Raw genomic sequence first — 19,422 nt, 5'->3', positions numbered from 1 at the left:
AAGCGCAGCGTGAGGGTCGGGAAATGTTGTCGTTCAGGAAGACAGCTGGAAGCATTGATATACCGAATCTGACGAGAGTCAGCCGGGATACGGCTTCACAGGATGTTGCAGCGCCGGTCGGGACCGAGCAGGCAAGCATCGACCAGATTGCCAGGCATCGGCGCATCCTTCTGCTGCAAGGGCCGAACGGACCGTTCTTCTCACGTCTCCGCGACCTGCTTGTCGCCAAAGGTAGCCAGGTCACCAAAGTCAATTTCAACGGTGGGGACGATTTCTTCTACCGGGCGGGCGATGTTGTCCGCTTCACGCAGCCGATGGTGCTGTGGGAGTCGTTCCTGCGCGACTTGCTGGCGCAGCGTCGTATCGATGCGGTCGTCGTGTTCGGGACCAGCCGGCGTCAGCATCGGATTGCCGCCCGGGTGGCGGCAGCGCTGGGCATCGCCTTCTGGGCCTTCGAGGAGGGCTATGTGCGGCCGGACTACATCACGCTGGAGCGCGGTGGTGTCAATGCCGATTCTCCGATCGCACTGTTGGCGACGGGAGACGTCCCAAAGGTGGCTGTGCCTGCCAGGCCCCGCAAGTTCCGGCACCCATTCCGGAAGATGGCGCTGCACTCGTTCTGGTACTTTGCCGGCGGTATGGCTGACGCACGCCGCTATCCGCATTACCGGCATCACAAACCGATCGGCGTGCATGAACTGGGCCGGTGGATTCGGGCGGCATTTCGCAAGCAACTCTACCGCTGGCAGGAACGAGATCTTCGCGAGCTGCTACTGGCAAGCGAGCATCCCCATTTTTTCCTGGCGCCGCTGCAGGTCTACAACGACAGCCAGATCCGCGTGCATAGCCCATGGCGGCGTATCGAGGACTTTATCGAGTGGACGGTTTTTTCGTTCGCCGCTCATGCGCCGGCCGACAGCGTACTCGTGTTCAAGCATCATCCGATGGATCGCGGGCATACGGACTACGCTGCGACCATCGAGGCATGCGCGGCGCGCTTCGGTGCGAGCGGACGCATTCTTTATATTCACGATGCGCACCTGCCATCACTGCTGCATCGTTGCATGGGCCTGGTGACCGTCAACTCGACCACGGGGCTGCAAGCCTTGTTTCACCGAGTACCCGTCATTGCGCTTGGCCGCTGTTTCTACGCCAAACCGGGATTGACGTATCAGGGGCCGCTGGATGCCTTCTGGAACGATCCGGGCGCGGTGGACATGAAAATCTTTACACGGTTCCGGAATTACCTGATCCGTGTCTCGCAGATCAATTCGTCGTTTTATGCCGACGACATGCTGGTGCCGGTTCCAGAGCGGCAATGCTGGAGTATGCGGCGGCGCCTGGGCCGCGTGCTTTTTGCCGTAGGGCTGGTCACAGCGGATGCCTATAGCGGACGAGTGTGGGACGTCACGGCCACGGTAGCCGCACTACTCGGGTAGGCTGTTGCGCTTGTCCCCACTGCGCCCGCGCTTAAATATGCTCATCCTCCAAATCCTGGGCGGCGGACTCAACGACGGCTGCGGCCAGGGAAACAACAGACAGCAAAACAAGACTGATGGTCAGCATGCTAGTCCTTTATCGAGCCGGCACGGCTATTGGTTATTCAACGTCCGATAGGACCCTGGTACAAATAGGAAGAAACCCGCATGTGCTTGGTTGTCCGGTATTTGAGGATCGCATCGAACCGGGCGCAGCCACGTGGGAGTCGGGGCAACCCTGTGTTTCAAAACTACAACATGCAAACCGTAACACCGTCTCGCGTGATTACTCCGCTGGCTGACACACCGATATAGCACGTCGTCTCTCGTTATACTACGAGGCTGGCTTGCCAGCGCGCCTGCTGTCCTTTCGATATAGCAGGCGCGCTGACTGGCCTGCCACGCTGCCCCCCCAATCGCTCCCAATCATCAACCTCGCCCCCGCAGTCATGAGAGAACGCATCGCCGGCTTCCTGCTGATGGTCTTTATCGTCCCGCTAGCCGTCCTCGGATACCTCCTGATCGTCTACATCGGCTTCTTCGGCAAGACCGAACGTGGCCGTGCCGGGGTGCGGGCGCTGGACCATTTCGTCAATGCGACGCTGTTCAACGGCTATGCCTGGGAATCCGTTTCGTCGCATGCGTGGCGCGAACAACACCGCTGGTGGGCGCGCTTCATTATCTGGTTCACCGACAAATTCCAGCAGGATCACTGCCGCCGCGCGAACAAGCGTGAGCAGCCGGTGGTGGATCTGGTGCTGAAGAAGAATCTGCACCACCGGACTCAGTGATGAATGCTGTGGTTCAAGAGAAGCGCTCGCCGGCCAGGTCCGGCGAAGTCAAACATCGCAAGGTCTATTACGTCAGCGGTTTCGACCCTCGCGGCGCGGCCTACTATCACCGCTTGTATCGTGAGGAATCTGCCAGGCAAGCGGTCCACCTTGGCGGCGAGGTTTCCGTCGGCAAGCGGTCGCGGCTGGGTGAGCATGTGAGTGCCTGGAGCGTGGATGGCGAGTGGGATGGCCATGCGGTGTCCACGCAATACCAGTTCCTGCATTGGGACGATCTGGTGCGCAGGCATTGGGAATCCAGCTTGCCCAAATTGGTGTTCTCGACGTTGGGCAGGTATGCGCGCTATATCGGATGTGGCGCATTTGGCCGGCTCAGCAAGACATTCCGCGGGCCGTTCTACAGTGCGCTGTATCCGCTGATTTTCCTGTTGCTGCTGGTGCTGCTGTCGGCAGCTTGTTGCGTCGGGGTCAAGGCGATGCTGTCGGCCGCAGGCGGCGACGCGTGGTTCGCGTTCGCGGGAGGAATTGCTGCGGCCGCCGCGCTTTTTAGTGGTGGCATTGCGCTGGCGAACCGGCTGGCGGTGTTCTGGCTGCTGCAAATCTATCGCTTCGTGCAGGGGTGGGGCGAGCGGGAGCCAGAGGATATCAAGGCACGAATCGATAGCTTTGCTGACTGGATCCGGAAGGACCTGGAGGCATCGGACTGCGATGAAGCATTGGTGGTTGGTCACAGCGTCGGCTCGATCGTCAGCGTCGCGCTGGCGGCAAGGCTGGCGGATGCGCTGGCGCCCGCTCAGCGCCGCCGCGTGACGCTGATCACCCTCGGCCAGTGCATTCCGCTGCTCAGCCTGATGCCTTCGGCCAAGCCCTTCCATCAGGACCTGAAGCGTCTTGCCGAAGACCGTGACATGCAGTGGCTCGACATGAACGCGCGCGCCGATTCCCTGTGTTTCTCGCAAGCGAATCCGCTCGACATTTCCGGCATCAAAGGCGCCAAGGCCGGCCGCCCGATCCAGCAGGTAGTGCGCCCCTTCCGCATGTTCAGCAAGCAGGAATACGCCCGCATGAAGCGCAGCAAGCAGCGCCTGCATTTCCAGTACCTGATGGCAAGCGCCTTGCCGAATGAGTACGACTATTTCCGGATGACAGCCGGTCCGAGCCGCGTCCAGCCTTATTGATTTCGCCTCCATTGCAATGAATTTCCAGCCGCCTTACCCCAAGCCGCATACGCGCAAGAGTTCGTTCCTGTTGCGCTTCCTGCGTGGCTGGAATTCGTGGATCGACGTACTGTTCGAGCGCAGCTATTCGATGAAGATGGGCAAGATCTCGCAGCCCGGCATGGACATCTTCATGGTGAACGATGCCGACTGGGTGCGTAAGATCCTGGGCGATACGCATGAGTATCCCAAGCACAAGCTGATGCACCGGATGCTGGAGCCGCTGCTGGGCACCAGTATTTTCACGACCAACGGCAAGGTGTGGGAGCGGCAGCGCCGGCTGGTGGAGCCGGCGTTCGCGCAGGCGCGGCTGAAGCTGGTGTTTTCGCTGATGGCGGATTCGGTGGCGGGGATGACCCGGCGGCTGGATGCGGTGGCGGACGGGCGGTCGTATGAGGTGGACGGCGAGATGACCTACGTGACCGCCGACATCATTTTCCGGACGATCCTGTCGGAGAACCTGGAGGAGTCCGCGGCGAAGGAGATCTACGACGCGTTCCTTGAGTTCCAGCATCACGCGCAGCGGGCGATGATCCTGATGATCTACCGGCTGCCTCCGGTGATCTCTGCGTGGAAGAGCAAGCGCGCGGCCAGGAAGATCCGTGTGATCCTGTCGGAGATCATTGCGCGGCGACTGGCGGAGCGAGACAGCGGGCAGGGCAGTGCGAAACAGGACATCCTGGCCGGCATGATGGACGCGGTTGATCCAATCAACGGCGACCGGTTCACATATGAAGAGCTGGTGGACCAGGTGTGCATGCTGTTCCTGGCCGGCCACGAGACGTCGGCCAGTGCGCTGACGTGGGCGCTTTACCTGATCTCGCAATGCCCGCACCTGCAGGACAAGATGCTTGCGGAGATCCAGGAGGCGGTCGGTGAGCGCGATTTCGAGCTGAGCGATATCAAGAGCCTGCCGGCGGTTGGCAATGTGTTCCGCGAGACGCTGCGGCTGTATCCGCCGGTCGGGTTCTTCGTGCGCGAGGCGGCGCAGTCGCAATGCATCCGCGACAAGTCGGTGAAGGAGGGCTCGCCGATCCTGATTTCGCCGTGGCTGTTGCACCGGCATCGTACGCTATGGGAACGGCCGGACGAGTTCGATCCCGACCGCTTCGATACGCAGGCCGGCAAGGAGTCGTCGAAGTGCGCGTATATCCCGTTCAGCAAGGGGCCGCGCGTATGCATCGGCGCTGCCTACGCCACGCAGGAAGCGGTGCTGATCCTCGCCAGCATCGTGCGCCGCTATCGTGTCGAAGCGGACCCCAGCCATGTGCCGAAAGTGGTCGGACGCGTGACGATCCGGTCCGGCAACGGCGTCCGGGTCCGCCTGCATCGCCGTTGACCGGCGTGCGCCAGAACCGGCCGCTAGAACCCGCTGATGCGCAACCCGATCGAGAACAACGCAAATGACCGGTCCAGCTTGCTCGCCGTGACCGGGTTGTAGAGCATCGGCACATATCCCATCAGGCTGTTCTGCACGCCCTGGCCGCGCACGAATACGTCGACGTAGCGGTTGATCGCATACGACGCCTGCAGCAGGATGGTCTGGTTGAACTGCGACTTGGGCGCGCCATAGGCGGTATAGCGGTCGTCCAGCTCACGGAAGAAGTACTGCGCGTGGTAACCGGCCACCAGGCTCCACGCGCCATGGCGCCACCGCCACGAACCGCCCGCGCCGATGAATGCGCCGTCGTCATTGAAGCCCTCGCCCGCGTCCAGGCCGATCTGCCCGGCGTTCATGCGGAAGCCGCCGTTGGAGATGGTGGCGCGGCCGACCCGGCACGGCGCCGCAAGCGTGCCGAGGGCCATGTTGTCGGAGCCGACCCTGACGTTGTACAGGCATGAGCCCTGTTTCAGCGTGCCCTGGATATCGCCGGCGCGAACCCAGCTGTAGCCGGCGCTGAGAAAGCCTGTCAGGAAGTGGTTGGTCCAGGGCTGGCCTGTGTAGATCACGTCGGCCTGTACCTGCGTATCGTTCGGGTGTGCGATGGTGAAATCGCTGAACTTGCCGGATGAGGCGGAGCCGCTCTTGCTGAGGCTGCCGGTGTAGTTGCCCCAGGCGGACAGGCGCAAGGTCAGCTTCCTCCCCGCATCGGGCGTCGTGACCAGGCCATAGCTGGTGGACGCCAGCCAGCTGTCGATGCCGGCGGAATCGTCGCCATAGGAGACGTGCCGGCGCCAGTAACCTGCCTCCAGCGACCATGCGGGCGACAGCTTGTAGCCCGTGCGGAAATGGCCGCCCTGGTAATGACCGCCTCCGTCATAGGCCGCTTCCGCGAAAAACCCCCGTGCTGCCGGAACCACCGGTTCCGCGCTCAGCAGCGCATCCTCCATGGCGCCGCGTGCTATTCCCCATGGCGCCAGCAACATGGCGCCGAGACAGATTGCAGTAAGCCTGCGCTGCGTGTTGGCGCCCATGTTGCCTCCCCGGTAGGACTTGTTGTTGTTCAATCCATCTTTGTTCGGGCGCCGCGGCGTCTGTCGCGCTGCTTGGCGTTAAATGAATGTTGGAAAGCGCGGCGGCGATATACAACCTGGGTTCGTGCGGTAAGGAACGCATCCGGCCTGCGAACGTGGCCGTATCCGGGGTTGACTTTAGATCGTACGATATATATCTTACGATCTATCTGGCGATACATCGGAGGGTTTATGCGCCACCATCATCACCATCAAAGCCATCCCCACGCCTCTCACGGCAGGGTTCGCGATGCCTTCATGCGGCTCGCTCCGCACCTGATGCGCCATGCCATGGGCCGAGGTGGCGCCGGCTTCTGGGGCAACCGTGACGACGACGGTTTCGGCGGCGACGGCCCCGGCGGCTTCGACAACGAAGGCTGGCGCCGTGGCCGCAAGTTCAGCGCCGACGACCTGCAACTGCTGCTGCTGAGCCTGCTCGACGAAAAACCCAGCCACGGCTACGAGCTGATCAAGGCGCTGGAGACGCGCACCAACGGCTTCTACAAGCCGAGTCCCGGCGTGGTCTATCCCGCGCTGACCTATCTGGAAGAAGTCGGCTACGCCACCGTCGACATCGAAGGCAACAAGAAGCGCTACCAGCTGTCCGAAACCGGCAAGGCGCATCTCGCGGCCAACCGCGAGCGCGTCGACGTGATGGTGGCCAAGCTGCGCCACGTCGCCCGCAAGATGGAATGGATGCGCCGGGCCATGAGCGGCGAGCCGCAGCCGGAACCGGAGCAGGGCGGCTGGGTGCCTGAACTGATGCAGGCGCGTGCCGCCATCAAACGCGCGATGGTGATGCGCAGCGAAGCCGGCGCCGACGAGCAGCGCCGCATTGCCGCGATCCTGATGCGCGCGGCGGCCGAAATCGAAGCCGGGCCCAAGGCCTGATACGCCGGTGGCGCTGACGCTGGCATCCGTCTTCGGCATCCGGGCCCGGCCAGTGTCGGGTCCGCAACCAAGGAATTCCTCTATGACTGCAAACGCTCCTGAATCCAATCGCGATCTGTCCGTGCAGCGCGTGCGCCATCCCCTCAAGATGCGCCTGCTGCAAGTGGTGCGCACCACGCAGGTCACGCCGCAATTGCTGCGCGTCACGCTGGGCGGCGACGGGCTGGAAGACTTTGTCTCGGCCTCGTTCGACGACCACGTCAAGGTGTTTTTCCCCGTGGACGGTGCCGACAAGCCGGTGTTGCCGCACGTGGGCCCCGACGGCATCAGCTTCCCCGAAGGCCAGCCGCGTCCGGCCGCGCGCGACTACACGCCGCGCCGCTACGACGCTGCCGCGCAGGAACTGGATATCGAATTCGTGCTGCATGGCGATGGCCCTGCGTCGACCTGGGCGGCGCAGGCGCGGCCGGGCCAGTACCTGGGCGTGGGCGGGCCGCGCGGCTCGTTCGTGGTGCCGACGGGCTTCGACTGGCATCTGCTGGTCGGCGACGATACGGCGCTGCCCGCAGTGGGCCGCCGGCTGGAAGAGCTGGGCGCGGAGTCGCGCGCCATCGTCGTCATGGAAGTGGGCGATGCGGCCGCGCAGATCGCGCTGCCGAGCCGGGCCGATGTCGAGGTGCACTGGCTGCATCGCGGCGATGCGCCGGAGGGCAGCTTGCTGGAAGCGGCGCTGCGCCAGGTCACGTTGCCGCAGGGCGAAGGCTATGTCTGGGCGGCGGGGGAAGCGGCCGCGATGAAGGCGGTGCGCCAGTACCTGGTCGGCGAGCGTGGCATCGACAAGAAGCGCATCCGCGCATCGGCCTACTGGAAGCGCGGCGACGCGGCGGTGCACGAGACGCTGGACGACTGAGCCACGGCGGCGGCACGGTGTACGCGGGCGCGGCGTTGCCATAAGATGGCAGGCAACGTCACCGCCGGGAGGACTGCCGTGCTGCCCGCATCCAAGCCGTTGCGCATCATCGCCGCCGCCGCGGCATCCGTTGCCATCCTGGCCGCCTGTGCGCCGGACGCCGTGCGCAGCCGCCAGGCCACCGACTTCAATGCCTATCTCGATTCGCTGCGGACCGCGTGCCCGAACATGATGGTCGGGACCAACAATATCAGCGAGTGGCTGCGCACCAGCGGCAGCCGCAGCGACGACGACTACGTCTACTGGCTGGACCAGACCTCGCGCCTGTACTACCAGCGCATCTCTGCGCAGCAGTACCGCGATTCGGTCAGCGCGGCGCTGGGCGGGCGCTCCGATTCTCCCGCGCTCGACTGCATCGTGCGCCATCTGCCCGCGAACCGGCCGACAGGTCTGCCGGGAGGCAGGCTCTAGGCATCTGCACACGCCGGTTGTGCAACGGCCGCATCACCGCTAACATGGGTCCCCGGCAGCTGAGACAGCAGCTGCCGACGTCGCTCGGACGGTTCCGGGCGCTTACGTAAAGGACTCCACATGACTGCCGCTTCCTCCGGCAAGCGCCGCTTCGCGCGCATCGATCGTCTTCCCCCATACGTTTTCAATATCACCGCCGAGCTCAAGATGGCCGCCCGCCGCCGTGGCGAGGACATCATCGACATGAGCATGGGCAACCCGGATGGCGCCACGCCGGCGCATATCGTGGCCAAGCTCACCGAGGCGGCGCAGCGGCCCGACACGCATGGGTATTCCACGTCCAAGGGCATCCCGCGGCTGCGGCGCGCGATCTCGCACTGGTACCGCGAGCGCTATGACGTCGAGATCGACCCGGATACCGAGGCCATCGTCACCATCGGCTCGAAGGAAGGGCTGGCGCACCTGATGCTGGCCACGCTGGACCGCGGCGACACGGTGCTGGTGCCCGATCCCAGCTATCCGATCCATATCTACGGTGCGGTGATTGCAGGGGCCGATATCCGTTCGGTGCCGCTGGTGCCGGGCATCGATTTCTTTGCCGAGCTGGAGCGTGCGATCCGGGGCAGCTATCCCAAGCCGAAGATGATCGTGCTGGGCTTCCCGTCAAATCCGACCGCGCAATGCGTCGAACTCGATTTCTTCGAGCGTGTGATCGCGCTGGCGCGCAAGCACGATATCTTCGTCGTGCACGACCTGGCGTATGCGGACATCGTCTTCGACGGCTATCAGGCGCCTTCGATCATGCAGGTGCCGGGCGCCAAGGACATCGCGGTGGAGTTTTTTACGCTGTCCAAGAGCTACAACATGGCAGGCTGGCGCATCGGCTTCATGGTCGGCAACGCGGACCTGGTGGCGGCGCTGACGCGCATCAAGAGCTATCACGACTATGGCACGTTCACGCCACTGCAGATTGCTGCGATCGCGGCGCTGGAAGGCGACCAGCAATGCGTGCGCGAGATTGCCGCGCAATACCAGTCGCGCCGCGACGTGCTGGCGAAGGGGCTGATCGAGGCAGGCTGGCCGGTCGAGATCCCGAAGGCGTCGATGTATATCTGGGCGCGCATTCCCGAGCCATACCGCGCGCTGGGCTCGCTGGAGTTCGCCAAGCAGTTGCTGGCAAAGGCCAGGGTATCCGTGTCGCCGGGTATCGGTTTTGGCGACTACGGCGACGAGTACGTGCGCTTTGCGCTGATCGAAAACGAATCGCGCATCCGGCAGGCAGTGCGAGGCATCAAGGCGATGTTCCGCGCGGATGGGCTGGTCAAGGCCTGATGCAGCGGTGACCTGCGCCACGATTGTGGCGCAGGTCCTGGCTTCTTGCGTTCAGGCCGGAAGGACCAGCGGCAATGGCTGTTCGCCAGGCGCCCACCATGGCTGGAACAGTGCCTGCACATCTTCCGGCGCCACAGCCTCATAGCTGGTGGTGCGCCAGCGCGGCGCGTTGTCCTTGTCGACGATCAGCGCGCGCACGCCTTCGATGAAATCCCCTTGCGAGAAGGTGTTGACCACCACCGCCAGCTCCATGCGGAAGCAGTCGGCGAGATCCATGCGCCGGCCGCGCAGCAGCAGTTCGCGCGTGGCACACGCCGACAGCGGCGAGCGCGTGCGCAGCACGTCGATGGCGCGCGTGGCCCACTCGGTGTAGCGCGGGTCGTCCTGGCATGCCAGGCCGGCCAGGATTTCCGGCAGGGTGGCGTGTGCAGGGAAATGGCGCAGCAGCGCGGGCAGCACCTCTAGCAGCGGCGCGTCGGCGGCGCCTGTCGTGGGTTCGCGCACCAGTGCCTGGCGCAGGTCGGCGAGCACGTCACTACCCCAGGCGATGCCGGCAAGTGTTTGCTCCAGCCCGGCCAGCGTGCCGCTGTCGACAGCGGCATCGGCCAGGCCGCACAGCAGCGCGTCGGCGGCGCCGATGGTGACGCCGGTCAGGCCGAGATACAGCGCCAGCTGCACCGGCAGCTTCGACAGGAAATGGCTGGCACCGACATCCGGCACCAGCCCGATGCCGGTCTCGGGCATGGCCACGCGCGAGCGCTCGGTGACGATGCGCAGGTGCGCGGCTTGCGCCAGTCCCATGCCGCCGCCCATGACGACGCCATCCATCAGCGCCACCAGCGGCTTGGGATAGCGGTGCAGGCGGTAGTCCAGCGTGTATTCGTCGATAAAGAAGCGGCGGTGCAGCGGCGTGCCGTCGCGGTAGCTGTCGTACAAGGCGCGGATATCGCCGCCGGCGCAGAACGCCTTGGGACCGGCACCGCGCAGCACAACGGCGCGGATGGCGTCGTCCTGCGCCCACGCCTCGAGCTGCGCGCCCAGCGCGACGATCATCGGGTACGACAGCGCATTGAGCTGGCGCGGCCGGTTCAGCGTGGCAATGCCGACGCCGTTGATGACATCGAACAGGGCCTCAGGCTCGGCGGCATCCTGCGTGCCGGCATTGCACGGCGAGATAGCCGATTCGGTCAGGCGCATGGCGGGACTCCTAGGCATTGCGCCATTGCGGCGAGCGTTTCTCGAGGAAGGCATTGACGCCTTCGCGCTGGTCGGCGCCGTCGAACAGGTCGACGAAGCGCTCGCGCTCCAGCGCCAGCGCTGCCTGGCGCGGCACGCCCTGGCGTGCCAGGTGCACCAGCTGCTTGCTGTAGGCGGCGGCGCGCGGGCTGACCTTGCCGGCGCGTTGCGCCATGTCCAGCGCGGTGGACAACGCCTGTCCGCGCGGCACCACTTGTTCGACCAGCCCGATGCGCAGCGCGGTGGCCGCGTCGACGCGCTCGTTGGTCAGGATCATGCGCTTGGCCCAACCTTCGCCGACCAGCCACGGGAGCGTCTGCGTGCCGCAGCCGCACGGCAGCAGGCCCACGGCGGCTTCGGGCAGCGCCATCTGCGCATGTTCTTCGGCGATGCGGATATCGCAGGCGAGTGCGCATTCCAGGCCGCCACCCATGGCGTAGCCGTTGATGGCAGCGATCACCACCGGCCGCGCATTCTGCAGGGCTTCGAAGGCGCCGCCGAATTGCTGCGCCATCGCGCGCGCATGGGCACGGTCGCCGTCGGCGAAGCCGTTCAGGTCGGCGCCCGCGCTGAAGAATTTCTCTCCGGCGCCGGTCACGACAACGGCGCGGATCTCGGGGTTGGCATCGATCTTCGCCACCAGGTCGCGCAGCTGCTGCAGGCCATCGGCGGTAAAGGCGTTGGCGGGCGGGCGGCTCAGCGTCAGCGTGGCGACGTGGCCATCCAATGCAAATTCGATCATGGCTGGCGCTCCTTGTCGGTGGCGGACAGGTACTGGCGGATCACGCCGGAGAAATCGAGCTGGCCTTCGCCGGCGTGGCTCATGGCCTGGTAGACCTGCTGCGCCAGTGCGCCCAGGAACAGCGGCTGCTTCACGCTGCGCGCGGCATCGGCGGCCAGGCCCAGGTCCTTGAGCATCAGGTCGGCACCGAAGCCGCCGCTGTAGCCGCGGCCGGCCGGGGCGGTTTCGATCACGCCGGGCCAGGGGTTGCAGGTATCGGAGGCCCAGCAGCGGCCGGTCGAGGTATTGACGATGCCGGCCAGCACATTGGCGTCGATGCCCAGCTTCACGCCCAGCGCCATCGCCTCCGACACGCCGATCATCGAGATGCCGAGAATCAGGTTGTTGCAGATCTTGGCGACCTGGCCGGTGCCGGTGCCGCCGCAATGGACCAGGTTGCGGCCCATGCCGGCCAGCACCGGGCGCACCTGCTCGAACAGCGCTTCGGTGGCGCCGACCATAAAGGTCAGCGTGCCGGCCTGCGCGCCGACGGTGCCGCCGGAAACGGGGGCGTCGGCCAGCGCATTGCCCTGGGCCTGCGCGGCGGCGGCGAGTTCGCGCACGGTGGCCGGATCGATGGTGCTGGAATCGACCAGCGGCACGCCGGGGCGCACGCCGGCGAGCACGCCGTCTTCGCCAAGGTAGGCGCTGCGCACGTGTGCGGCGGCGGGCAGCATGGTGATGACGAAATCAGCTTCCGCCACGGCCTTGCGCGCGGTATCGGCGCTGGCTGCGCCTTCGGCGCACAGTGCGGCGACGGTGGCGGCATTGAGGTCGAACACGGTCAGGGTATGGCCGGCCTTGAGCAGGTTGCGCGCCATGGGCGCGCCCATGTTGCCCAGGCCGATGAAGGCGATATGCATGGGGTGTCTCCTTCGTAATAAGTCCCAAATCCCACTTGTTTTCTCCCCTCTCCCGCTCGCGGGAGAGGGGCGGGGGAGAGGGCGAGGGTGTCAATGGCTACTGTGTCAGATCAGATTTGCATGCGGTTGGGTGCCGGTGGTTTTGTGGAGCGGCTGCGGTCCTGCCAGCGCCGGCCCTCACCCCCGGCCCCTCTCCCGCAAGCGGGAGAGGGGAGCAAACCGTCGGCCGTCGTGCCACGCCTCACTTCAGGCTGATCGTCGTATTCACCCCGTCATTCACCGTCGCATCGTCAAACCACCGCGCCGTCACCGTCTTGGTCTGCGTATAGAACTGCACCACCTGCTTGCCGTACGGGCCCAGATCGCCCAGCTTGGAGCCGCGCGAGCCGGTGAAGCTGAAGTAAGGCACCGGCACGGGGATGGGGATGTTGATGCCGACCTGGCCGACGTCGATCTCGCTCTGGAACTTGCGCGCGGCGGCGCCGCTCTGCGTGAACACGCCGGTGCCGTTGCCGAACGGGTTGCGGTTGACCAGCGCGATGGCGTCATCCAGCGTCTCGACGCCGATCACCACCAGCACCGGCCCGAAGATTTCTTCGGTGTAGATCGTCATGTCGGTGCCGACCTCGGTGAAGATGGTCGGCCCGATGAAGTTGCCTTGCGGATAGCCCGGCACCTGCACGTTGCGGCCGTCGAGCACCAGCTTCGCGCCTTCGCGCTCGCCGGCGGCGATCAGGCCGAGGATGCGTTCCTTTGCCGCCGTCGACACCACCGGGCCGACATCGGTGCCAGGCTCCACGCCGGCGCCGACTTTCAAAGTTTTGGCGCGCTCGACCAGATCGGGCACCCAGTCGCGCGCCGCGCCGACCAGCACCACCACGGAGGTGGCCATGCAACGCTGGCCGGCCGCACCGAAGCCCGCACCCGCCAGCGCGTTCAGGGTCTGCTCCTTGTGCGCGTCGGGGAGCACCACGGCGTGGTTCTTGGCGCCCATCATCGACTGCACGCGCTTGCCATGCGCGCCGGCGAGGTTGTAGACGTGCGTGCCGACCGCGGTCGAGCCCACGAACGACACCGCCTTGATGTCCGGATGCGTGCACAACGCATCGACCACGTCCTTGGCGCCGTGCACCACGTTCAGCACGCCCGGCGGCACGCCGGCTTCCAGCGCCAGCTTGACCAGTTCCATGGTCGACAGCGGATCCTGCTCCGACGGCTTGAGCACGAAGGTGTTGCCGCACACGATCGCCATCGGGAACATCCACAGCGGAATCATCGCCGGGAAGTTGAACGGCGTGATGCCGGCGCAGACGCCGATCGGTTGCTGCAGGGTGTAGGTGTCGACGGTGGAGGCAACGTTCTCGGCGAAGCCGCCTTGCTGCAGTGTGCCGATCGAGCAGGCGTGCTCGACCACTTCCAGGCCGCGGAAGATATCGCCCTCGGCGTCGGCCAGCGTCTTGCCCTGTTCGGCGGTCAGGATGGCGGCGGTGCGCTTGCTGTGCTCGCGGATCAGCGCCTGGTAGCGCAGCATGATGCGCAGCCGCGCGCCGATGGGCGTGTGGCGCCACGTGGCAAAGGCGCGGTGCGCGGCGCCGACGGCGGCGGCGACTTCGCTGGCCGTGGCCAGCGGCACGCGCGCCAGCACTTCCTGCGTGGCGGGGTTGACCACCTGGCGGAACTCGGTGGCGGACGATTCCACCCATTCGCCATTGATCAGCAGCGGTACGGTCGGCACGGCGTTGTCGGTCTTGGGCACTGCGCTCATGGTTGTCTCCGGACGGTGTGGTTGTATGGGAAGCAAAGGGAGGGCTTACAGGCTGCGCGCGATCAGCATGCGCTGGATCTCGCTGGTGCCTTCGTAGATCTGGGTGATGCGGGCGTCGCGATAGTGGCGCTCGACCGGATAGTCTTCCAGGTAGCCATAGCCGCCGTGGATCTGCAGCGCCTTGGAGCAGACGCGCTCGGCCAGCTCGGACGCGTACAGCTTGGCCTGCGAGGCTTCGGACAGGCACGGCACGCCCTCGCTGCGCATGCGCGCGGCGCGGTGCACCAGCAGGCGCGCGGCGTTCAGCTCGGTGGCCATGTCGGCCAGCATGTTGGCGATGGGTGGATGCTCGCGCAGCGGGCGGCCGAACTGCACGCGCTCCGACGCATAGCGGCATGCGGCTTCAAACGCCGAACGCGCAATGCCGATCGCCTGTGCCGCGATGCCGATGCGGCCGCCTTCGAGGTTGGACAGCGCGATGCGCAGCCCCTCGCCAGGCTCGCCCAGCAACGCGTCGTGCGGCACGGTGCAGTCTTCCAGCGTGATGGCGCAGGTGTCCGAGGCGCGGATGCCGAGCTTTTTCTCCGGTGCATGGACCACGAACCCGGGCGTGTCGGTCGGCACCAGGAAGGCCGAGATGCCTTTCTTGCCGCGCTCGGGCTCGCTTGCGGCAAAGACCACCGCGACGCCGGCGCGCTGGCCGTTGGTGACGAACTGCTTGCTGCCGTTGAGCACCCAGCCGTTGTCGGTAAAGCGGGCGCGCGTGCGCAGGTTGTGGGCCTCGGAGCCGGCCTGCGGTTCGGTCAGGCAGAAGGCGCCGATCAGCTCGCCGCTGGCCAGCCGCGCCAGGTAGCGTTCCTTCTGCGCATCGGTGCCGTAGTGCAGGATCGGGCCGCAGCCGACCGAGTTGTGCACGCTCATCAGCGTGGCGCAGGCCGCGCAGCCAGCGGCGATCTCTTCGATGGCGAGCGCGTACGCGACATAGTCGGTGTAGGTGCCGCCCCAGTCCTCCGGCACGATCATGCCGAGCAGGCCCAGCGCGCCCATCTCTGCGACCACCTCCTCGGGCAGGCGGCCGTCGCGGTCCCACTGGGCGGCGCCGGCGGCCAGGCGCTCGCTGGCAAAGGCGCGCGCGCTGTCGCGGATCATCTGTTGCTGTTCGGTGTAGTCGCTGTGCATGGCAGGTTGGCGTGGTGGTGTTCCGCGGGGGCTTCTGTAAAGCGCATTGGCGCGGCGCGGCATCTCAGGCAGAATGCGCGCTCGGCGTCTTGGCCTGCGGGCAGTGTAGGAATGCCGGGGGCGGACTCCTATGCCAAAATCCGCCAATCTTCCTGAACTCGTTTGCCACCCGCCGGACCATGGAAAAAGGCAGTGTCGCGCTTTGTTTTGTCCACCATGCCATCGCCGGGCTGCAGGCGCGCGGGATCGACCCCGCGCCGGTGCTGCGCAGCGCCGGCATCGCGCCGGAACTGCTGGCGGTGCCGCTGGCACGGGTTTCGGCGGCCAGCTACAGCGAGCTGTGGCTGGCGGTCGCCGCCGCGCTGGACGACGAGTTCTTCGGCCAGGATTCGCGCAGCATGAAGTGCGGCAGCTTTGCCATGCTGTGCCACGCCGTGGTCGGCAGCCGCACGCTGGGGCAGGGGCTGGAGCGCATTACCCGGTATTTCCGCCTGCTGCTGGACGATATCGGCGTGCGCCTGGACCGGCATGGGGACGAGGCCGCGCTGGTGCTGACCGCGCCCAACGCGGCGCTGGGGCGGCAGCCGGGCGTCTTCGCCAAGGAAACCATGCTGATCATGCTGCATGGATTGATGAGCTGGCTGTTGCGCCGGCGCGTGCCGGTACGGCTCGCGGCGTTCGACTACGCGGAGCCGCCTTACAGCGCCGAATACCGCGTGATGTACTCGCGCCAGCTCGCCTTCGACCAGCCGGCCACGGCGCTGGTGTTCGACGCCGCGCTGCTTGACCAGCCGGTGCGCCAGGACGAGCGCAGCCTGAAGGCTTTCCTGCGCGATGCCCCGCACAACGTGGTGGTGAAGTATTCCGACCGCACCAGCGTCGGCGCGCGCGTGCGCCGGCTGCTGCGCAACCAGCGGCCCGAGCTGTGGCCGACCTTCGAGGCGCTGGCGGTCAGCCTGAACCTGTCGGCCTCATCGCTGCGGCGCCGCCTGATGGACGAGGGCGTGAGCTACCAGGACCTGAAGGACGGGCTGCGGCGCGACCTTGCCATCGAGGCGCTCAGCCACTCCGGCCGCCCGGTGGCGGATATCGCGGCGGAACTGGGGTTTGCCGAGCCGGGCGCTTTCCACCGGGCGTTCCGGCGCTGGACCGGCTCGCGGCCCGGCGCTTACCGGCGCGTGGTGGAAGAGGATTGACGCGACTCAGGCATCCAGCACGTGCGCGGTCTGCGCTGCCGCCTGCGTCGCCGGGGCTGGTCCGCTGTGCGCCGCGATGCGGTTGCGCCCGCCTACCTTGGCGCGATACAGCGCCGCATCGGCACGCGCGCTCAGCTGCGCCAGCGTCAGGCCTGGATGCCAGCCGGCGGTGCCGCCGCTGACGGTATAGCGCACGGTGTGGCTGCCGCTGTCCGACGCTACCGTGACCGCATGGCGCTGCACGCTGGCGCGGATACGCTCCGCCACCGCGCTGGCGCCGGCCTCGCCGGTGGCGGGCAGCAGCACCATGAACTCTTCGCCGCCGAGGCGGCCCAGCAGGTCGCCGGGCCGCAGTTGCGCCGCGGCCAGTTGCGCGAACGCCTGCAGCACGGCATCGCCAGCCGCGTGCCCGTAGGTATCGTTGACCGACTTGAAATGGTCGATGTCGAGGATCAGCAGCGCTGGCGCCGGCTTGCCGCCGGCAGCGCGCGCCAGTTCGCGGCGGGCGCCTTCCTCGAATGCCTTGCGCGACAGCACGCCGGTCAGCGTGTCGGTATTGGCGACTGCTTCGAGCCGGCGCACGATGGCGTCATGGATCATCAGCACCGCGCCCATGGTCATGGCGGGCATCACCAGCGCGCCCAGGGTCAGGAACACCGTGTTGAGCAACATGGATTCCTGCAGGTAGGGATTGCCCAGCCACTGCAGCGCGGACAGCGTGCCGCGCACCGCATGGCCGGTGGCGAAGACCAGCGCAAAGCAGGCGGTCGTGATGAAGAATCGTGCCGATTGTCCGCGTGGGCGGCGGCGCAGCAAGGTCAGCCCGGTCAGCGCGCACAGCACCGCGTGGAAGACCGAGACAATGACGACGCGCGTGGTGAAGACGTCGACGGCATAGCGCCAGACGATCACGCCGGCAGCCGTCACTGCGGTCGCGGCTATCAGGCGCCGCCACGGCGGCACGCCGCCGCAGAAGCGGATGCAGCCCGCGTAGAACAGCGCCAGCGACCACGCCAGCGCGGCGATGGCAACGCCGACCGACAACGGGTCCGGGATCATGCCGCGCAACGAGAACAGCACTAGCGCCGCGGTCGCGGTCAGGTTGGCATCGCACCATTCGCCCACGCCGGGCAGCCCGCAGCGGCGCAGCGACCACACGATGGCCAGCATCATGGCGCTGAGCGCGGTCGTGATGGTGAGGAGGGCAATCGGGACGGACATCGGACAGGGGCTGGCTGCGGCGTGACGGGAATGCGCCGGGCCGGCGCGACCCGTAATGATACGGGGCGAGCAGGGCCAGCGGGCGCCGCAAGGGGGGCGCCGTCGGCCGTCCGAGGGTTGTGGGGTTGCAGCCGCCTGTGTCGGGTTGCCGTGGCGCCTGGCTAGTCGGTTCGTCGTGGCGGTTCGTGCGGCTCGTCGGCGCGCAGCACCGGGTCATTGCGCAACAACCATCGCACCGCGATCAGCAGAGCTGCCAGGCAGCCGAGGATATAGGCGCCGAGGGAGACGACGTGGTTCATGATGTGACCCCATCTTGTTCCGGCTCTGTGGCCGGTCGAGCAGCCATTATGGGATCAGGCCCGGCACCGGGCATCCCCTGATTGGGGGTCGGTGCCGGCCGGATGTGTGGCTGTGCGTGCGCCGGCGCGCCCAGGCGCTAGAGCTGCCCGGCGTGGTGCCGGATATGGTCGGCGATAAAGGTCGTGATGAAGTAGTAGCCGTGGTCGTAGCCGCTGTGCCGGCGCAGCGTCAGCGGCTGGCCCACCGCCTGGCAGGCGGCCTCGAATGCGTCCGGGTGCAGCTGGGTCTGCAGGAACTGGTCGTCCAGGCCCTGGTCGACCAGGATGCCGGCCGGGAACGGCGCGCCTTGCTGCCGCACCATCAGCTCGGTGGCATCATACTGCGCCCATGCCCCGCGGTCGCCGCCGAGATAGCCGGTGAAGGCCTTCTCGCCCCAAGGACAGCGCGTCGGCGCGGCGATCGGCGCGAACGCCGACACCGAGCGGAAGCGTTCGGGGTGGCGCTGCGCCAGCACCAGCGCGCCGTGGCCGCCCATCGAATGCCCGAAGATCCCCACGCGCGAGGCTTCGCCCGGCAGCGCGGTGGTGACCAGGTCGAACAGTTCCTCGGCGACATAGCTTTCCATGCGCCAGTGCCTGCTCCAGGGCGCCTCGGTGGCGTCGACGTAAAAACCTGCTCCCACGCCGAAATCCCAGGCATCGGCCTCGCCCGGCACGCCCGCGCCGCGCGGGCTGGTGTCGGGAGTGACCAGCATCAGGCCGTGCTCGGCGGCAAAGCGCTGCGCCCCGGCCTTGATCATGAAAGTCTCTTCAGTGCAGGTCAGGCCGGCCAGGTAGAACAGCACCGGCACCTTCGCGCCGCCTTGCGCCTGCGGCGGCAGGAACACCGAGAAGCGCATCGGCAGCCCGATTGCCGCCGACTCGTGCCGGTAGAAGCGCTGCACGCCGCCATAACAGCCGTGTTGCGAGATCAGTTCCATCATGGCGCGCGCCTCAGTACAACACTACGGATCGGATCGACTCCCCGCGCTTCATCAGGTCGAAGCCCTCGTTGATGCGCTCCAGCGGCAGCGTGTGCGTGATCAGGTCGTCGATGTTGAGCTTGCCATCCATGTACCAGTCGACGATCTTCGGCACATCGGTGCGGCCGCGCGCGCCGCCGAAGGCCGAGCCCTTCCACTCTCGGCCGGTCACCAGCTGGAACGGGCGCGTCGAGATCTCGGCGCCGGCCTCGGCCACGCCGATGATGATCGACTTGCCCCAGCCCTTGTGGCAGCACTCCAGCGCCTGGCGCATGACCTGCGTGTTGCCGATGCATTCGAACGAGTAGTCCGCGCC

At 66.4% G+C, this 19,422-nt stretch carries 19 protein-coding genes; 9 read left to right on the top strand and 10 right to left on the bottom strand.

From position 1 onward, the window contains the following. Nucleotides 1-23 precede the first annotated feature (23 nt). From K309_RS0128680 to K309_RS0128660, 4 genes are all read left to right on the top strand, one after another. A complete protein-coding gene (locus K309_RS0128680) occupies nt 24-1,439 on the top strand; it encodes a capsule polysaccharide biogenesis protein (RefSeq protein ID WP_084402590.1) in 1,416 nt (471 codons plus the stop codon). A gap of 386 nt (nt 1,440-1,825) precedes the next feature. Beyond that, on the top strand, nt 1,826-2,269 hold the full coding sequence (locus tag K309_RS0128670) for a hypothetical protein (protein ID WP_232232531.1): 444 nt from the start codon (nt 1,826-1,828) through the stop codon (nt 2,267-2,269). Further along, on the top strand, nt 2,269-3,447 hold the full coding sequence (locus K309_RS0128665) for a hypothetical protein (RefSeq protein WP_029049560.1): 1,179 nt from the start codon (nt 2,269-2,271) through the stop codon (nt 3,445-3,447). Before K309_RS0128670 ends, K309_RS0128665 begins: the two co-directional genes overlap by 1 nt. A 16-nt stretch (nt 3,448-3,463) precedes the next feature. Next, nucleotides 3,464-4,825 carry a cytochrome P450 gene (locus K309_RS0128660; protein ID WP_029049559.1) on the top strand — a complete coding sequence of 454 codons (1,362 nt, stop codon included), beginning with the start codon at nt 3,464-3,466 and terminating at the stop codon, nt 4,823-4,825. A 23-nt stretch (nt 4,826-4,848) separates the two neighbouring features. Here the strand turns inward: K309_RS0128660 and K309_RS0128655 are convergent, their stop codons facing one another. Continuing rightward, entirely contained in the window at nt 4,849-5,934 is a 1,086-nt protein-coding gene (locus K309_RS0128655; protein ID WP_156914475.1) for a hypothetical protein, read from the bottom strand. Nucleotides 5,935-6,132: 198 nt separating this feature from the next. Here K309_RS0128655 and K309_RS0128650 point away from each other — a divergent pair, with 198 nt between their 5' ends. The 4 genes from K309_RS0128650 to alaC all read left to right on the top strand — a co-directional run bounded on the left by K309_RS0128650 (nt 6,133) and on the right by alaC (nt 9,544). Then, a complete protein-coding gene (locus tag K309_RS0128650) occupies nt 6,133-6,831 on the top strand; it encodes a PadR family transcriptional regulator (protein ID WP_029049557.1) in 699 nt (232 codons plus the stop codon). Nucleotides 6,832-6,913: 82 nt separating this feature from the next. Further along, nucleotides 6,914-7,741 (top strand): siderophore-interacting protein, encoded by an 828-nt coding sequence (locus K309_RS0128645; protein ID WP_029049556.1) that lies wholly within the window; start codon nt 6,914-6,916, stop codon nt 7,739-7,741. Between the two features lie 78 nt (nt 7,742-7,819). Further along, the gene (locus K309_RS0128640; RefSeq protein ID WP_029049555.1) at nt 7,820-8,212 is read left to right on the top strand and encodes a hypothetical protein; all 393 of its coding nucleotides are present in this window, start codon (nt 7,820-7,822) and stop codon (nt 8,210-8,212) included. Between the two features lie 120 nt (nt 8,213-8,332). Then, a complete protein-coding gene (gene alaC, locus K309_RS0128635; RefSeq protein WP_029049554.1) occupies nt 8,333-9,544 on the top strand; it encodes an alanine transaminase in 1,212 nt (403 codons plus the stop codon). A gap of 51 nt (nt 9,545-9,595) precedes the next feature. Here alaC and K309_RS0128630 read toward each other — a convergent pair whose 3' ends face one another. The 5 genes from K309_RS0128630 to K309_RS0128610 form a co-directional block, all read right to left on the bottom strand. Then, nucleotides 9,596-10,741 (bottom strand): enoyl-CoA hydratase/isomerase family protein, encoded by a 1,146-nt coding sequence (locus K309_RS0128630; protein WP_029049553.1) that lies wholly within the window; start codon nt 10,739-10,741, stop codon nt 9,596-9,598. Nucleotides 10,742-10,751: 10 nt separating this feature from the next. Further along, complete coding sequence (locus tag K309_RS0128625) at nt 10,752-11,522, bottom strand: enoyl-CoA hydratase (RefSeq protein WP_029049552.1); 771 nt, start codon at nt 11,520-11,522, stop codon at nt 10,752-10,754. Further along, nucleotides 11,519-12,424 carry a 3-hydroxyisobutyrate dehydrogenase gene (gene mmsB, locus K309_RS0128620; RefSeq protein ID WP_029049551.1) on the bottom strand — a complete coding sequence of 302 codons (906 nt, stop codon included), beginning with the start codon at nt 12,422-12,424 and terminating at the stop codon, nt 11,519-11,521. The genes K309_RS0128625 and mmsB overlap by 4 nt, the downstream gene beginning before the upstream one ends. A 241-nt stretch (nt 12,425-12,665) precedes the next feature. Beyond that, on the bottom strand, nt 12,666-14,189 hold the full coding sequence (locus K309_RS0128615) for a CoA-acylating methylmalonate-semialdehyde dehydrogenase (protein WP_029049550.1): 1,524 nt from the start codon (nt 14,187-14,189) through the stop codon (nt 12,666-12,668). Nucleotides 14,190-14,234: 45 nt separating this feature from the next. Next, complete coding sequence (locus tag K309_RS0128610) at nt 14,235-15,368, bottom strand: acyl-CoA dehydrogenase family protein (RefSeq protein ID WP_029049549.1); 1,134 nt, start codon at nt 15,366-15,368, stop codon at nt 14,235-14,237. Between the two features lie 179 nt (nt 15,369-15,547). Here K309_RS0128610 and K309_RS0128605 point away from each other — a divergent pair, with 179 nt between their 5' ends. Further along, nucleotides 15,548-16,564 carry an AraC family transcriptional regulator gene (locus tag K309_RS0128605; protein ID WP_029049548.1) on the top strand — a complete coding sequence of 339 codons (1,017 nt, stop codon included), beginning with the start codon at nt 15,548-15,550 and terminating at the stop codon, nt 16,562-16,564. 6 nt (nt 16,565-16,570) lie between these two features. On the opposite strand, the gene K309_RS0128600 is transcribed toward K309_RS0128605, so the two are convergent. The 4 genes from K309_RS0128600 to K309_RS0128585 all read right to left on the bottom strand — a co-directional run. Continuing rightward, complete coding sequence (locus K309_RS0128600) at nt 16,571-17,785, bottom strand: GGDEF domain-containing protein (protein ID WP_029049547.1); 1,215 nt, start codon at nt 17,783-17,785, stop codon at nt 16,571-16,573. Nucleotides 17,786-17,946: 161 nt separating this feature from the next. Further along, nucleotides 17,947-18,084 carry a hypothetical protein gene (locus tag K309_RS42025; RefSeq protein ID WP_156914474.1) on the bottom strand — a complete coding sequence of 46 codons (138 nt, stop codon included), beginning with the start codon at nt 18,082-18,084 and terminating at the stop codon, nt 17,947-17,949. A gap of 137 nt (nt 18,085-18,221) precedes the next feature. Further along, nucleotides 18,222-19,064, bottom strand: coding sequence for an S-formylglutathione hydrolase (gene fghA / locus K309_RS0128590; RefSeq protein ID WP_029049546.1), 843 nt, complete (start codon nt 19,062-19,064; stop codon nt 18,222-18,224). Nucleotides 19,065-19,077: 13 nt separating this feature from the next. After that, nucleotides 19,078-19,422 (bottom strand): zinc-binding dehydrogenase (locus K309_RS0128585; RefSeq protein WP_029049545.1); only part of this gene is annotated, 345 nt, incomplete at its 5' end.

The sequence above is a fragment of the Cupriavidus phytohabitans genome (assembly GCF_000426345.1).
In the GTDB taxonomy this organism is placed as follows: Bacteria; Pseudomonadota; Gammaproteobacteria; order Burkholderiales; family Burkholderiaceae; genus Cupriavidus.
The sequence above is the reverse complement of the archived record's forward strand: the minus strand, read 5'-3'. Positions and strand labels throughout refer to the sequence as shown.

What these genes read in the sequence shown, in the direction of transcription:
- K309_RS0128680 (WP_084402590.1), top strand. Translation starts at nt 24, where the DNA reads ATGTTGTCGTTCAGGAAGACAGCTGGAAGCATTGATATACCGAATCTG.
- alaC (WP_029049554.1), top strand. Translation starts at nt 8,333, where the DNA reads ATGACTGCCGCTTCCTCCGGCAAGCGCCGCTTCGCGCGCATCGATCGT.
- K309_RS0128650 (WP_029049557.1), top strand. Translation starts at nt 6,133, where the DNA reads ATGCGCCACCATCATCACCATCAAAGCCATCCCCACGCCTCTCACGGC.
- K309_RS0128660 (WP_029049559.1), top strand. Translation starts at nt 3,464, where the DNA reads ATGAATTTCCAGCCGCCTTACCCCAAGCCGCATACGCGCAAGAGTTCG.
- fghA (WP_029049546.1), bottom strand. Translation starts at nt 19,064, where the DNA reads ATGGAACTGATCTCGCAACACGGCTGTTATGGCGGCGTGCAGCGCTTC.
- K309_RS0128615 (WP_029049550.1), bottom strand. Translation starts at nt 14,189, where the DNA reads ATGAGCGCAGTGCCCAAGACCGACAACGCCGTGCCGACCGTACCGCTG.
- K309_RS0128665 (WP_029049560.1), top strand. Translation starts at nt 2,269, where the DNA reads ATGAATGCTGTGGTTCAAGAGAAGCGCTCGCCGGCCAGGTCCGGCGAA.
- K309_RS0128600 (WP_029049547.1), bottom strand. Translation starts at nt 17,785, where the DNA reads ATGTCCGTCCCGATTGCCCTCCTCACCATCACGACCGCGCTCAGCGCC.
- K309_RS42025 (WP_156914474.1), bottom strand. Translation starts at nt 18,084, where the DNA reads ATGAACCACGTCGTCTCCCTCGGCGCCTATATCCTCGGCTGCCTGGCA.
- mmsB (WP_029049551.1), bottom strand. Translation starts at nt 12,424, where the DNA reads ATGCATATCGCCTTCATCGGCCTGGGCAACATGGGCGCGCCCATGGCG.
- K309_RS0128630 (WP_029049553.1), bottom strand. Translation starts at nt 10,741, where the DNA reads ATGCGCCTGACCGAATCGGCTATCTCGCCGTGCAATGCCGGCACGCAG.
- K309_RS0128605 (WP_029049548.1), top strand. Translation starts at nt 15,548, where the DNA reads ATGGAAAAAGGCAGTGTCGCGCTTTGTTTTGTCCACCATGCCATCGCC.
- K309_RS0128645 (WP_029049556.1), top strand. Translation starts at nt 6,914, where the DNA reads ATGACTGCAAACGCTCCTGAATCCAATCGCGATCTGTCCGTGCAGCGC.
- K309_RS0128610 (WP_029049549.1), bottom strand. Translation starts at nt 15,368, where the DNA reads ATGCACAGCGACTACACCGAACAGCAACAGATGATCCGCGACAGCGCG.
- K309_RS0128625 (WP_029049552.1), bottom strand. Translation starts at nt 11,522, where the DNA reads ATGATCGAATTTGCATTGGATGGCCACGTCGCCACGCTGACGCTGAGC.